At 33.1% G+C, this 13,757-nt stretch carries 14 protein-coding genes; 12 read left to right on the forward strand and 2 right to left on the reverse strand.

Annotated features, from left to right (window positions below; translation table 11 throughout):
• The first annotated feature begins 2 nt into the window (after positions 1–2).
• A complete protein-coding gene (locus tag FP421_RS06955; RefSeq protein ID WP_159949007.1) occupies positions 3–356 on the forward strand; it encodes a hypothetical protein in 354 nt (117 codons plus the stop codon).
• On the opposite strand, the gene FP421_RS06960 is transcribed toward FP421_RS06955, so the two are convergent.
• On the reverse strand, positions 345–2,738 hold the full coding sequence (locus FP421_RS06960; protein ID WP_159949008.1) for a penicillin acylase family protein: 2,394 nt from the start codon (positions 2,736–2,738) through the stop codon (positions 345–347). The two genes, FP421_RS06955 and FP421_RS06960, sit on opposite strands and share 12 nt — an antisense overlap.
• 98 nt (positions 2,739–2,836) lie before the next feature.
• On the opposite strand from FP421_RS06960, the gene FP421_RS06965 reads away from it, so the two are divergent.
• Positions 2,837–4,000, forward strand: coding sequence for a DegT/DnrJ/EryC1/StrS family aminotransferase (locus FP421_RS06965; protein WP_159949009.1), 1,164 nt, complete (start codon positions 2,837–2,839; stop codon positions 3,998–4,000).
• 7 nt (positions 4,001–4,007) lie between these two features.
• Positions 4,008–5,024, forward strand: coding sequence for a UDP-glucose 4-epimerase GalE (galE, locus tag FP421_RS06970; RefSeq protein ID WP_159949010.1), 1,017 nt, complete (start codon positions 4,008–4,010; stop codon positions 5,022–5,024).
• A 141-nt stretch (positions 5,025–5,165) separates the two neighbouring features.
• Here galE and fabD read toward each other — a convergent pair whose 3' ends face one another.
• Entirely contained in the window at positions 5,166–6,047 is an 882-nt protein-coding gene (fabD, locus tag FP421_RS06975) for an ACP S-malonyltransferase (protein ID WP_159949011.1), read from the reverse strand.
• A 314-nt stretch (positions 6,048–6,361) separates the two neighbouring features.
• Here fabD and FP421_RS06980 point away from each other — a divergent pair, with 314 nt between their 5' ends.
• The 9 genes from FP421_RS06980 (at position 6,362) to FP421_RS07020 (ending at position 13,659) form a co-directional block, all read left to right on the forward strand.
• Positions 6,362–7,120: a queuosine precursor transporter gene (locus tag FP421_RS06980; RefSeq protein WP_159949012.1), complete on the forward strand. Its 759-nt coding sequence runs from the start codon at positions 6,362–6,364 to the stop codon at positions 7,118–7,120.
• A gap of 54 nt (positions 7,121–7,174) precedes the next feature.
• Positions 7,175–7,885 (forward strand): DUF547 domain-containing protein, encoded by a 711-nt coding sequence (locus tag FP421_RS06985; RefSeq protein ID WP_159949013.1) that lies wholly within the window; start codon positions 7,175–7,177, stop codon positions 7,883–7,885.
• 97 nt (positions 7,886–7,982) lie between these two features.
• Positions 7,983–8,318, forward strand: a complete 336-nt coding sequence (locus tag FP421_RS06990) for an arsenosugar biosynthesis-associated peroxidase-like protein (protein ID WP_109403745.1) — start codon at positions 7,983–7,985, stop codon at positions 8,316–8,318.
• A 150-nt stretch (positions 8,319–8,468) separates the two neighbouring features.
• Positions 8,469–9,524, forward strand: a complete 1,056-nt coding sequence (gene arsS / locus FP421_RS06995) for an arsenosugar biosynthesis radical SAM (seleno)protein ArsS (RefSeq protein ID WP_159949014.1) — start codon at positions 8,469–8,471, stop codon at positions 9,522–9,524.
• 50 nt (positions 9,525–9,574) lie between these two features.
• The gene (gene arsM, locus FP421_RS07000; RefSeq protein ID WP_159949015.1) at positions 9,575–10,543 is read left to right on the forward strand and encodes an arsenosugar biosynthesis arsenite methyltransferase ArsM; all 969 of its coding nucleotides are present in this window, start codon (positions 9,575–9,577) and stop codon (positions 10,541–10,543) included.
• Positions 10,544–10,751: 208 nt separating this feature from the next.
• The gene (locus FP421_RS07005; RefSeq protein WP_159949017.1) at positions 10,752–11,243 is read left to right on the forward strand and encodes a rhodanese-like domain-containing protein; all 492 of its coding nucleotides are present in this window, start codon (positions 10,752–10,754) and stop codon (positions 11,241–11,243) included.
• A 159-nt stretch (positions 11,244–11,402) separates the two neighbouring features.
• Positions 11,403–12,017, forward strand: a complete 615-nt coding sequence (locus tag FP421_RS07010) for a TIGR04282 family arsenosugar biosynthesis glycosyltransferase (RefSeq protein ID WP_159949019.1) — start codon at positions 11,403–11,405, stop codon at positions 12,015–12,017.
• A 6-nt stretch (positions 12,018–12,023) separates the two neighbouring features.
• The gene (locus tag FP421_RS07015) at positions 12,024–12,725 is read left to right on the forward strand and encodes a DM13 domain-containing protein (protein WP_159949021.1); all 702 of its coding nucleotides are present in this window, start codon (positions 12,024–12,026) and stop codon (positions 12,723–12,725) included.
• Between the two features lie 115 nt (positions 12,726–12,840).
• Positions 12,841–13,659 (forward strand): purine-nucleoside phosphorylase, encoded by an 819-nt coding sequence (locus FP421_RS07020; RefSeq protein ID WP_159949023.1) that lies wholly within the window; start codon positions 12,841–12,843, stop codon positions 13,657–13,659.
• Positions 13,660–13,757: the final 98 nt, after the last annotated feature.

A 13,757-nucleotide genomic window follows, 5' to 3' on the forward strand; every position in this document is an offset into this window, starting at 1 on the left:
TTATGGAAACTATAAAAGAAGAAAAAAGACGCATTAGCAATTATTTAAAAAAAATAATGAAATTAATTGCTAATGAAGTATTGAATAATAAAATAGTTACCAAAGAGGACTTGTATTTGTTACTGGAAAAACATGGGGTTAAAGAACAAATTTTAGCAAAACCTAAAAACATTAAATATAAGTTTTCAAAAAAACATTTACCAAGAGTTCGTGTAAAATGTGAATTTAAAAGTTTAAAAACGAATATCATTGTCGGTTTAAGAGGAGGTTTTTCAATAAGAAAACACTCGTCAATTTCTAAAAACAGTAATTTATCACCCCAAAATTTTTATATAGAAGAATATCTAATTGATTAATTTTTTCGGCTTCAGAATCAACACATTTTCACTCTGTTCAATTTCTTGTTGATTGAGTTTCATCTTAATAAACTCACCATCCAAATACTTCTGTGTTTGGTCTTTATAATATTCACTAAACACATTGCCTGATTGTCCTGTTGGTAAAATAGACAAGCTGTTTTCCACATCAGAAAAATCAATAATTCTTCTAGTTGAAGGACCTGCTGTAATTTTATAAACCCCTGTGCTATCTAATTTAAAAATCTGATTATTGATGACTTCGTTTCCGCCAATCGTTTCGAAAGGCCCAATATTAAAAAACCACCTTAACACTCCACCTGCTTTTCCGATTGCGTGTTCGTATTCTACAGAAATAACTCTATTCCAAGTCCAATGGTCAATATTTTCTCCCAATTGATTTTGTAAAAAAGCAATGGTTTCATCAAACGCACCTTCAACAATTTCTTGCTTGGTTTCAATTTTGTCATGAGTTGTAATATCATCCCACCAAACCGAACTTTCTCTTTCTACTTGATTTGGTAAAACCTGGTCTTGTAATTGCGAATTGATAAACAACTCAAAACCATCACCCAACTCGTCTTGATATGTAGCTTTTAAAAACTCATACAAAAAACGATTGTAAATGGTTGCACCAACTGATGATTTTAAATGCGTTCCATCCCATTTTTCTAAAACAGCAAATACTTTTCTACCTGATGCAGACAGCTTAGTTTTATCCACACTTTTTAACAAATGATTTGCTATTTCTGAGACTGTTGATGATTTTACATCATAAATCATTTCTGCAACATCTTGTTTTGTAAAATGATCATTTTGCTCAAGTAATTCCACAATTCTTTTTGCTCTATCTTGAGGCTGATAGTATCCAGGATACAATTTCCCTCTTACAGAGTCTGGTTGATTATTTGCAGAATACACATACTTCCAAGAAGGATTTACTGCTTGTGGATTTTCTTCAAAAGGCAAGTATTCTAGAATTTCATCTTCTCCAGAAGCACCATCTAAATACGTTCTTGAAGACACACTATCTCTCAATTGATACAGTTTTGCAGAAGCAAACCAGCCTACATTATCTTTTGCATCACCATACATTACATTTAATCCTGGTGCATGAATTTTGGAAACTGATTGTTTAAAATCATCCATAGAATTTGCATGTGAAATTCCGTAACAAACGTCTAATAAATCGTTAGGCAATTGCGTATAAATCCAGTTCATCGCTATAGGACGTTCATCTATCAAATGCTCAATAAGGCCATTCATAATTGGTCCATGTTTGCTTACTTTTACCTGAAAAGTAGTGTCTATTTCTCCTTTTATTTTGATGTTTTTGTTTCTGAGTTCATATTTTTTAAATCCATCTTTAGTTTGATATTCTTTCGGATTTTCAGGATTCTCTTTTTCGATGTAAAAATTCAAATCGTCATTTGCCAACATTGTTAAACCATAAGCATATTCACGATTATGCCCTAACAACGGAAATGGCATCAGTGCAATGTTAAATCCGTAGATTTCATAATCTGGCGTCTTAATGTGATTTTGATACCAAACTGAAGGTTGCGCAAAGGCAATATGCGGATCGTTAGCAAAAATTACTTTTCCTTTTTTAGTTTTCTCAGGAGCAATCACCCAAGAATTACTCCCAATAAAAGGCGATACTGGTAAATCATCCATAATTGCACTAACTGCTTTAGAAAACGTCGCTTCTATTTTTTGAGGATTGTGAGATTTATTGATGGTTAAATTCTTAGTGTAAGCACTCATCAATTCTTGTAAATACGGACTCCCTAATTTTTCTTTAATTTCTGTCAATAACGGATCTGTTTTATGCGCAACAGCAAAACTAAATGCCATATATCCAAAGACATTATACACATCTTTTAAGGTATATTTTTCTTTTTCAACACCCACCATATAAAATTCAATGGGCGTTTTCCCATCTTCTAAAAACTGATTGACACCATCTAAATATGCCTGACTCAAAATGTATGCTTGAGAGGTTTTATCTAAGTTTTTTATAGACTTTTCAGCAGCTTCTTCAATTCCTAGACCTCCAAAAAACTGATCGACTCTCACCAAGTCTTTTCCGAAAATTTCTGACAATCTTCCTGCTGCAATTCTGCGCATCAACTCCATTTGCCATAATCTATCTTGTGCATGGACATACCCTAAAGCAACATAAGCATCCCTTTGATTTTTAGCATTGATGTGTGGCACACCTGTATCATCATAATAAACCGTTACTTTTTCTGAGATATTAATAATCTCTAAGGTTCCTGAATATTTTGGAGCAGCATACTTTGAATATCCCCACCACAATAAGATTCCTGCAACAATCAGAAATAACAGTATTCTTAACAAACGCTGTAAAAGCTTCATAAAAATTGATTTTTCTCAAAGATAACAGAATTATTATTTATTTATAAATACTTAAAAATCGATTGAAGTTTGTATTTTTGATATGCAAAATTTTCAACATGAAAAAAATACAAATGGTTGATCTGCAAGGTCAATATCAACAAATAAAAGAAACTGTAAATACTTCTATTGAGGAGGTTTTAAACTCATCTGCCTACATTAACGGACCTTTGGTTCATGAATTTCAAGCGGACTTAGAAAAATATTTAGACGTAAAACATGTAATACCTTGTGCCAATGGTACAGATGCTTTGCAAATTGCCATGATGGGTCTAGGTTTAGAGCAAGGTGATGAAGTGATTACTGCAGATTTTACATTTGCTGCTACAGTAGAAGTAATTGCCTTATTAAAATTAACTCCTGTTTTGGTAGATGTAGATGCAAAAACATTTAACATTGATATTGATGCTTTGAAAAAAGCCATCACACCAAAAACCAAAGCTATTGTTCCTGTGCATTTATTTGGTCAAGTAGCCAACATGGATGCCGTAATGGAAATTGCCAAGGAACATAATTTGTTTGTCATTGAAGACAATGCACAAGCTATAGGTGCAAATTACACCTTTAAAGATGGTCGCAAACAAAAAGCTGGAACAATCGGAAATTTAGGTACTACTTCTTTTTTCCCATCTAAAAACTTAGGTTGTTATGGTGATGGAGGTGCTATTTTTACCAATGATGATGCTTTGGCACACACCATTAGAGGTATTGTAAATCATGGTATGTACAGACGCTATTATCATGATGTGGTGGGTGTAAACTCTAGATTAGACTCCATACAAGCTGGAGTTTTAAAAGCAAAACTACCTCATTTAGACAGTTATTGTAATGCAAGAAGAAATGCAGCTCGTTTTTACAATTCTGCATTTGCCAATAACACAAATATCATCACTCCAACTGCAAAATCGAACAATAATTCAAGTTGTGGAGAGATTTGTGATACTTGTGACTGTCATGTTTTTCATCAATATACTTTACAAATCACCAATGGAAAAAGAGATGATTTGCATCAACATTTGTTAGAAAAAGGAATTCCCAATGCGATTTATTATCCTGTTGCATTGCATTCTCAAAAAGCATATCAAGATGATCGATATAATGAAGAAGATTTTCCTGTAACCAACGAATTGATTAAAACGGTAATTTCATTACCAATGCATACAGAATTAGATGATGAGCAATTGAAGTTCATCACACAAACCATATTAGATTTTATCAACTAACACAACAATGAAAAGAATATTAGTAACAGGAGGTTTAGGATTTATTGGCTCTCATACCGTTGTTGAATTGCAAAACGAAGGGTTTGAAGTTGTAATTATTGATGATTTATCAAACACTTCTATCAACGTTTTAGATAGCATTGCAGAAATTACAGGAACAAAACCAGACTTTCATCAAATTGACTTACGGGTTAAAAATGATGTCAAAAATTTCTTTGACACCAACAGAGTTGATGGAATCATTCATTTTGCTGCTTTTAAAGCAGTTGGTGAAAGCATGCACAAACCATTAGATTACTATGAAAACAACTTAGGTTCTTTGGTCTATTTACTACAAGAAATGAGAGATCGAAATTTAGATCACTTTATTTTCTCTTCTTCTTGTACTGTTTACGGACAAGCAGATGAATTGCCAATTACAGAAAAAGCACCTGTTAAGACTGCTGAATCTGTATATGGAAACACCAAACAAATTGGTGAGGAAATCTTAAAAGATGCAAGTAAAGCTCATGATTTAAACATCATTGCTTTACGTTATTTTAATCCTATTGGTGCTCACGAATCTATAAAAATTGGAGAATTGCCCTTAGGTGTTCCTCAAAATTTAATTCCTTTTATTACTCAAACTGCTGCAGGAATGCGTAAAGAATTGTCTGTTTTTGGTGATGATTATGATACTGAAGATGGAACAGCAGTTCGTGATTATATTCATGTGGTTGATTTGGCAAAAGCACACATTGCTGCATTGCAACGATTAATCAAAAAGAACAATAAAGAAGCTTTCGAGTTTTTTAATGTAGGTACTGGAAAAGGAAGCTCAGTTTTAGAAATTATCAAAGCTTTTGAAAAAGTAAACAATTTAAAATTGAATTATAAAATTGTAGACAGAAGAGCTGGAGATATTACTGCAGCTTATGCAGATACTACTATTGCCAATAAAGAATTAGGTTGGAAAACCGAAAAGAGTTTAGAAGAAGCTCTAGCATCTGCTTGGAAATGGCAACAAAAGCAAGTTAGCATTTAGCATTTAGCATTTAGCATTTAGCATTTAGCATTTAGCAAAACTAAAAAAATCCCAATTTGAAGTTTCAAATTGGGATTTTTATATCTACTGTCTACTGTCTACTGTCTACTGTCTACTGTCTACTGTCTACTGTCTAAAAAACTAAACAACAGCCCCACTAGCCCCAACACTTCTATCTATTTTACGCATTAAGCCTTGTAAAACTTTCCCTGGTCCAACCTCAATAAATTCAGTTCCACCATCAGCTATCATAGCTTGTACACATTGCGTCCATTTTACAGGCGCTGTTAATTGTGCAATTAAGTTTTCTTTAATCTCATCAGGATTTGTAACCGCTTTTGCCACCACATTTTGATACACAGCACAAGTAGGTTCACTAAATTCAGTAGCTTCAATTGCTGCTGCTAATTCCTCTCTTGCAGGTTCCATCATTGGTGAATGAAATGCACCACCAACAGGCAACAACAAGGCTCTTTTGGCACCTTTTTCTTTTAAAACCTCACACGCTTTTTCAACCGCTTCAATTTCTCCAGAAATTACCAATTGCCCAGGACAATTGTAATTGGCAGCCACTACTACTCCATCTATTTCGTCACAAGTATCTTCTACTACATCATCTGCCAAACCTAAAACTGCAGCCATGGTACTTGGTGCTACTTCACATGCTTTCTGCATTGCCAAAGCACGTTTCGAAACGAGTTGTAATCCGTCTTCAAAAGATAAAACTCCGTTTGCAACCAATGCCGATAATTCTCCTAAAGAATGGCCAGCAACCATTTCTGGCTGAAAAGAATCTCCCAACACTTTTGCTAAAATCACTGAATGCAAAAAGATAGCAGGTTGTGTTACTTTGGTTTCTTTTAGTTGTTCTGGTGTTCCTTCAAACATAATGTCTGTGATAGAGAACCCTAAAATATCGTTTGCTTTTTCAAAGTATTCTTGCGCTAAAGGTGATTTTTCGTATAAATCCAATCCCATACCTGTAAATTGCGCTCCTTGACCCGGAAAAATATATGCTTTCATAATAATGTTTAATCGTTAAATTGTTTAACTGTTTAATCGCGGCAAAAATAATCATTTTTATTAGAAGCTGATTCCCGCTTTCCGTTATATCTTTTTTCTTCTGTTCCCGATACAGATCCCGATAAAATCACAATTCACTCGAACTGACAGAAAAAAGGATGCCACTTCAAATGCGAAGCATTCAACGATTCAAGAAATTATAAAAGTAGAGTTAACCTGGGCTAGATTTGCTTGCTAGCTATATTCATTTTCTTTCAATTTCAATCTCCGTCCTTAACACTTTAAACTTGCTAAAAATTCGTAACTTCGTTTTTATGACCTACAAAGACAAACTACTTGCCAACAGAATTTACCTAATTCTTGCCGCTCTTTTTATTGCCTCTTTAGTAACATCCAACTTAATATTTCAAAAATTCTTCTATTGGTATCCTTTTGATATTGTAATTTTCGATACAAAACTTTTTGAAGTTTCTGTAGGCTTACTTCCTTATCCAATTACATTTTTAATCACAGATATCTTATCAGAAATTTACGGAAAGAAAAAAGCAAACGAAGTAGTGATTGCAGGAATTTTTGCATCATTTTTCTCGCTATTGATCATTTACATCTCTAAAGAAGTACCTGCTACATCCTGGTCCCCTGTTAATGATGGACTTTTTGTTAATGTTTTTGGTGCAGCCCCATTAGCGGTTTTAGCATCAATGCTGGCATATTTGTTTGCCCAGTTTATAGATATCAGAATCTATCATTTTTGGAAACAATTGACTAAAGGAAAACACTTATGGTTGCGTAATAATTTCTCAACCTTTTCTTCTCAAATCATTGACACTCTAACAGTTTTAGTCCTATTATGTTCATTCGGAATTATAGATTGGAATAACTTTCTAGGCTTGTTAATTAGTGGTGTAATTTTTAAAATGATGATTGCCGCTTTAGACACTCCCATTTTGTATTTGGCGGTTTATGCTTTTCGAAAAAGGTTCAACTTAGCAATCAATGAAGAAATTGATGATAAAATTCTCATTGGTACTGATGATATCATTAAAGAAATCGGAATAAAAAAAATTCAATAATTTTTGTAATTACTCTAAAAGTGTTGCGTCTAAACCTTCAGAAATGAGATAAAAATGAAAAAAACAGGTTTACTTTTTATAGCAGTATTTATTTTTTTACAAGTACATGCACAAACATCAATATTTAACGATTTACTACAAAATCATGTTACTGATAACGGAATTGTAGATTACAAATCGTTTAAAGCAGATCAATCAAAATTAGAGAATTACATTTCCTATTTAGAAAAAACAAGTCCAGATAATTCTTGGTCAGCAAACAAACAAAAAGCATTTTGGATCAATGCGTACAATGCTTACACAATTAAACTTATTTTAGATAATTATCCGTTAAAATCAATAATGGATATCAAACAAAAAGGAAAAACCGCTTGGAAAATTCCTTTTGCTAAAGTGGGTGGCAAAACCTATACTTTAGACCATATTGAACACGAAATTCTGCGTAAAAAATTATTCGACCCAAAAATTCATGTGGGTGTAAATTGTGCTTCAGGTTCTTGTCCTAAATTAGGAAATATCGCTTTTACAGAAGACAATGTAGAAACTGAATTAACCAAATTGATGAAGGCTTTTGTCAATGATCCAACAAGAAACAAAATCGATAAAAAGAAAGTTCAGATTTCAGAAATATTTAATTGGTTTAAAGATGATTTTACCAAAAACGGTTCTGTAATAGATTACTTAAACACCTATTCAAATACAGAAATTAAGTCCAATGCAAAAATCAGTTATAAAAAATACGACTGGTCTTTAAACGGAAAATAAACTGCTCTTTTTAACAAAAGCTTTTTAAAAACAAATTGTATCTTTCAATTTTAAAATGTCATGCTGAGCTTGTCGAAGCATCTCTAATACAAATAAAATGTCAAAATCATATTATGACGCAGCCGATTTAAGAAAGTTCGGTAAAATAACAGAGTGGAGTGAAGAATTAGGAAACAAGTTTTTCGATTATTATGGCAAAGTTTTCGAAGAAGGCGCATTAACCGCTCGTGAAAAAAGTTTAATAGCCTTGGCTGTGGCACACACAGAACAGTGCCCTTATTGTATAGATGCCTACTCTAAAGACGGTTTACAAAGAGGGATTACCAAAGAAGAAATGATGGAAGCCATTCACGTAGGTGCAGCTATAAAAAGTGGTGCAACTTTGGTACATGGTGTTCAAATGATGAATAAGGTGAACAAATTGGAGATGTAAGCAGAGAACCATTTTTGCTTTTTAGTAAAAATGTGTGAATCGCTTATACCCATGAAAATTGGGATCTCATTAAAATGTCTTCTCGAGCGCAGTCGAGAGGTTTTATTTAGGTCTCGACTGCGCTCGACCTGACAGATTTTTATAAACTAAATGGCTACAAAATCATTAAAAGCAAGAAATAACGATATCGCAAATACTTCTCGTCAAATGGAAATTCTTTCAAACGGAATTTTTGCAGACGGAGAATTACCCACATTTGCAAACAAAATAAAAGAAACGAATCAGTTTCCGTTACGTCCTAAAAAATTAGAGATTTTACAAATCAATTTGGGGTATATGTGTAATCAAGTTTGCGAACATTGTCATGTAGATGCAGGTCCAGACAGAAAGGAGATTATGACTGTAGAAACCATGCAGCAATGTTTGGAAGTCATTAAAAAAACAGAAGCTCATACCTTAGATTTAACAGGTGGTGCCCCAGAAATGAATCCGAATTTTAGATGGTTTGTAGAAGAAGCATCAAAAGCAGGAATTAAAGATTTTATTGTACGATCTAACTTAACCATTATTAGAGCCAACAAAAAATATTACGATTTACCCCAATTCTTTAAAAAATACAATGTCCATGTCGTTTCTTCTATGCCACATTGGACGCGTGGAAAAACCGACAAACAGCGTGGTGATGGCGTTTTCGATAAATCGATTAAAGCCTTACAAGAATTAAATGCAGTTGGATATGGAAAAGAAGGTTCTGATTTAAAATTAGATTTGGTGTACAATCCTTCAGGAGCTTTTTTACCTGGAGATCAAATGGGTTTAGAACGTGATTTTAAAAAGGCCTTAAAAGAGGATTTTAGTATTGATTTTCATAATTTATTTGCCATTACCAATTTACCCATCAGTCGATTTTTAGATTACCTAATTGCATCAGAAAATTACGAAGATTACATGTATGCTTTGGTTGATGCTTACAATCCTGCAGCAGTGGAAAACGTAATGTGTACCAATACCATTTCTGTAAGTTGGGATGGTTGGTTGTACGATTGTGATTTCAATCAAATGCTAAATTTAAAAGTCGCAAGTAAAGTAAAACATATTGCAGATTACAATGAAGAATTGCTGCAAAACAGAAATATCATTATCAATCAACATTGTTACGGTTGTACAGCTGGTGCTGGAAGTAGCTGCCAAGGAACTGTAGCATAACAATCTATTTACAAGGGATTTAAACCCATTGAGAAAAAATAAAATATAAAATGAGTTATTTAGATACCACACACAACGTTTATAAAGAAGCAGCTTTAACACCAGATGTTGGTTTGTGCTGTACTACCAATCCTATTTGGGAATTACCAGGATTAAAAATCCCTAGAATTATGCAAGAAATGAACTACGGTTGTGGTTCTACTGTGCATGCTCGCGATTTAACCAATAATCCTAAAATGCTCTATGTGGGTGTTGGTGGTGGAATGGAGCTATTGCAATTTGCCTACTTCAACAGAAATAAAGGGGGCGTTATTGGTTTAGATGTGGTGGATGAAATGTTAGAAGCGTCACGTAAAAACTTTAAAATTGCCGAAGAACAAAACGATTGGTTTAAAAGTGACTTTGTAGATTTACGCAAAGGAGATGCTATGAATTTGCCAGTAGAAGACAATTCTATTGATGTTGCCGCTCAAAACTGTTTGTTTAATATTTTTAAATCTGATGATTTGAAAAAAGCGATTGCAGAAATGTATAGAGTACTAAAACCTCATGGTAAATTGGTAATGAGTGATCCTACTTGCGAACAGGAAATGAATGATGAATTACGAAATGACGAACGTTTGCGTGCGTTATGTTTAAGTGGGAGTTTATCTATTGCAGATTACGTAAAAGCGTTAACCGATGCTGGTTTTGGAACCATTGAAATTAGAGCTAGAAAACCTTATCGAATCTTAGATACAAAGAATTACCCAACAGACGAATTGATTTACATAGAATCTATCGAAGTTGCTGCCATAAAAGATCCAATGCCTGCAGATGGCCCATGTATTTTTACAGGTAAAGCAGCTATTTATTTTGGGGGTGAGGATTATTTTGATGATAATGCAGGTCATGTTTTATTAAAAAATCAACCCTTAGCTATTTGCGATAAAACAGCAGGAGGATTAGCTGCTTTAGGTAGAGATGATATTTTTATTTCAGAAAGCACCTATCATTATGATGGTGGTGGATGTTGTTAATTTGGTTGTTGATTTGTGATTTTTAGTTGATGATATTATCATTGAGAATAAAATAAAGTAATCTGTCTGTAATGTCATTTTGAGCAATGCTGAAATCAAAATATATTTTGATTGAAAGCAGCTAGCGAAGCTAATAATGGAGTCGAAAAATATCATCTAATATTTGAGATTTCTCCACAAGGTAGAAATTACAGCAAATACATATAAAATGAAAAAAATTATTATTCTTTTCTTAGTCATCAGTTCAACAACATTTGGACAAAAAAAACTAGACAAATTACTGAATAAGTGGAACACTAGAAATGTGCCATACATGTCTGTAGAAACCTTGGCTTTACCCAAAACTGAGGCTATTTTACTTGACGCAAGAGAAGAAAAAGAATATAAAGTTAGTCATCTTAAAGATGCCATTTGTGTAGGATATGACAAATTCAAACTCAAAGAAACTTTAGCGAAATTACCCAAAGATAAAAATGCAAAAATCGTAGTGTATTGCTCTTTAGGCATTCGCTCAGAAACGGTTGCTCATAAAATTATTGAAGCAGGTTACACCAATGTATACAATTTATATGGCGGAATTTTTGAGTGGAAAAACGCCAATTTTAAAGTCGTAGACACCTTAGGACAACCCACAGAAAAAATACATACATTCAGCAAAGATTGGGGCAAATGGCTCAAAAAAGGGAAGAAAGTGTATTAGTTGTTAGTTGTTGGTTGTTGGTTGTTGGTTGTTGGTTGTTGGTTAAAATTACAAACTTCATGTCAGTTCGAGTGATTTTGAGGAACGAAAAATTGTATCGAGAACTCATTCAAAAGCTAAAATTTCTATTCTCGATTCAAATTAATAAAAACAAAAAAATTGCATAAAAATCTCTTATTAATCTTTACTAGAAACCCAGAATTAGGCAAAGCTAAAACACGTTTAGCAAAAACTGTTGGTGATGAAACTGCCCTAGAAATCTATAAATTCTTATTAGAAAGAACTAAAAACATTGCTGCTCAAGTTAAAAGTGCAGACAAAGCTGTGTACTATTCTGTAAAAATTAGAGAAAACGATATTTGGGATGCCAGTATCTTTCAAAAACACCAACAATTTGGTGAGGATTTAGGAATACGAATGCAAAATGCTTTTAAAAATGGCTTTGATGTTGGTTACGAAAAAGTACTCATTATTGGGAGCGATTTGTATGATTTAACATCAGAAATTATAGAAAATGCTTTTGACGAATTAGATAAAAACGATGTTGTAATTGGGCCTGCAGAAGATGGTGGCTATTATTTATTAGGCATGAATTCGCTTCAAAAAAATGTTTTTAAAAACAAAGATTGGGGCACAGAAACTGTTAGGGCAGCTACTTTAGCAGATTTAAAAGATAAAAAAGTGAAATTATTAGCATTTAAAAACGACATAGATATATATGAGGATATTGAAAATATCCCAGAAATCATGAATACGTTTATCAACTCTAAATAATTTTACATGAAAACAAAATTACTTTTTATTAGTTTAGTGATTATTTCACTAAATTTAAGTGCACAATGCACAGAAAATACTGCAAATTTTGGCAATAACACCTCTACTCCATCCTATAATATTTCTGGAGATGTTTCCGTTATTTTAAACACCAACAACTCTATTTCTGTAAACTTTGCTAATAATTTTAGTACAGCTTCAGGACCCGATGTTAGGTTATATTTAATTAAATCTGAAGGCAAAAGTATTTCAGAATTAAAAAATTTAAATCCTACTGCTTTAGAAAATATTTCTTTTGGATTAATTGACTTTTCTGGTTCGCAAAGCTACACAGAAACAATTCCGAACAACATAGATATCACTCAATATGATACTGTCTTTTTTTACTGCCTACAATTTAATGCTTTTTGGGATTTAGGAAAATTCGATTCTTTCAACAGTACAACTTGCAGCGTTTTATCTACAAAGCGCAACCAACTGAATACCGTCAAAATATTTCCTAACCCTGCAAAAAATAGAATTCATTTAAAAAACATAGAGGCAAATTCTGCTGAAATTCGTATTTTTAATGTTTTAGGAAAACAAGTTTATCATCAACCTAAAATCATAGAAAAAACAATAGATATTTCTACTTTTCATAAGGGGATTTATCTTGTTAAAATTAATATTGATGGAAAGTCGCAAACACAAAAATTAGTGATTAACTAAAAAACCTCATGGCATTTGTGTTAAACTTGTTTCAATAACTTAGAAGCAATCTTATCTTTATCTTTATTAAAGAGATTACTTCAGTCGTTCCAATATTATAATGATATCAGAAAATATGAGCAAAAAACAACAACTGCAAGAAACCACTCAATTTTTAAAAACAAACGGAATTACAAACCCAGAAATAGGCATTGTCTTAGGTACAGGTTTGGGGAAATTAGTCGATGAAATAGCTATTGAAAAGGAAATTGCATATTCAGAAATTCCACATTTCCCAGAGGCTACAGTAGAGTTTCATTCAGGTAAGTTGATTTACGGACAATTATCAGGTAAAAAAGTAGTGGTAATGTCGGGTCGTTTTCATTTATACGAAGGCTATTCTCCATGGGAAGTGACATACGGAATTAGAACCCTACATGGTTTAGGTATTAAGAATCTACTCATTTCTAACGCTGCTGGCGCCATCAACCTCAACTATACAAAAGGCGATATCATGTTGATCGAAGACCATATTAATTTGCAAGGCCAATCTCCATTAGCCTTTAAAGAAGCCAAAGCTTTTGGAAATATTTTTGCAGATATGTTAGCGCCTTATTCTGAGAAGATCAATTCAAAAATGCTTGAGGTAGCAAAACAAAACAATATTCAGTTACATTCAGGAGTTTATGCCAGTGTATTAGGTCCGCAATTAGAAACCAGAGCAGAATACAGAATGCTACAAATTTTAGAAACAGATGCTGTTGGCATGAGTACTGTACCAGAAGTTATTGTTGCCAAACAACTCAATTTGCCTTGTGCCGCAATTTCTGTGTTAACTGATGAATGTGATCCTAAAAATTTACAACCTGTAGATATTGCAGAAATCATAGCTATTGCTGGTGAAGCAGAACCTAAAATGATTACGTTGTTTAAGGGAGTTATCGAAAAATTATAAAGCTATACAAGACTCTTCAGGTTTTGAAAACCTGAAGGGTCTAGATTACATTAAATGAACAACCATTTCAAAAACATCATCCTACAAAAATAGGTGCC

Origin of the sequence: Polaribacter septentrionalilitoris, from assembly GCF_009832745.1 — a bacterium.
Lineage (GTDB): Bacteria > Bacteroidota > Bacteroidia > Flavobacteriales > Flavobacteriaceae > Polaribacter > Polaribacter septentrionalilitoris.

Bases quoted from the DNA above. Each gene is read 5' to 3' on its own strand.
- FP421_RS07005 (WP_159949017.1), top strand. From the start codon at position 10,752: ATGAAAAAAATTATTATTCTTTTCTTAGTCATCAGTTCAACAACATTT.
- FP421_RS06985 (WP_159949013.1), top strand. From the start codon at position 7,175: ATGAAAAAAACAGGTTTACTTTTTATAGCAGTATTTATTTTTTTACAA.
- FP421_RS07020 (WP_159949023.1), top strand. From the start codon at position 12,841: ATGAGCAAAAAACAACAACTGCAAGAAACCACTCAATTTTTAAAAACA.
- FP421_RS06965 (WP_159949009.1), top strand. From the start codon at position 2,837: ATGAAAAAAATACAAATGGTTGATCTGCAAGGTCAATATCAACAAATA.
- FP421_RS06990 (WP_109403745.1), top strand. From the start codon at position 7,983: ATGTCAAAATCATATTATGACGCAGCCGATTTAAGAAAGTTCGGTAAA.
- FP421_RS06960 (WP_159949008.1), bottom strand. From the start codon at position 2,738: ATGAAGCTTTTACAGCGTTTGTTAAGAATACTGTTATTTCTGATTGTT.
- fabD (WP_159949011.1), bottom strand. From the start codon at position 6,047: ATGAAAGCATATATTTTTCCGGGTCAAGGAGCGCAATTTACAGGTATG.
- arsM (WP_159949015.1), top strand. From the start codon at position 9,575: ATGAGTTATTTAGATACCACACACAACGTTTATAAAGAAGCAGCTTTA.
- arsS (WP_159949014.1), top strand. From the start codon at position 8,469: ATGGCTACAAAATCATTAAAAGCAAGAAATAACGATATCGCAAATACT.
- FP421_RS07015 (WP_159949021.1), top strand. From the start codon at position 12,024: ATGAAAACAAAATTACTTTTTATTAGTTTAGTGATTATTTCACTAAAT.
- galE (WP_159949010.1), top strand. From the start codon at position 4,008: ATGAAAAGAATATTAGTAACAGGAGGTTTAGGATTTATTGGCTCTCAT.
- FP421_RS06955 (WP_159949007.1), top strand. From the start codon at position 3: ATGGAAACTATAAAAGAAGAAAAAAGACGCATTAGCAATTATTTAAAA.
- FP421_RS06980 (WP_159949012.1), top strand. From the start codon at position 6,362: ATGACCTACAAAGACAAACTACTTGCCAACAGAATTTACCTAATTCTT.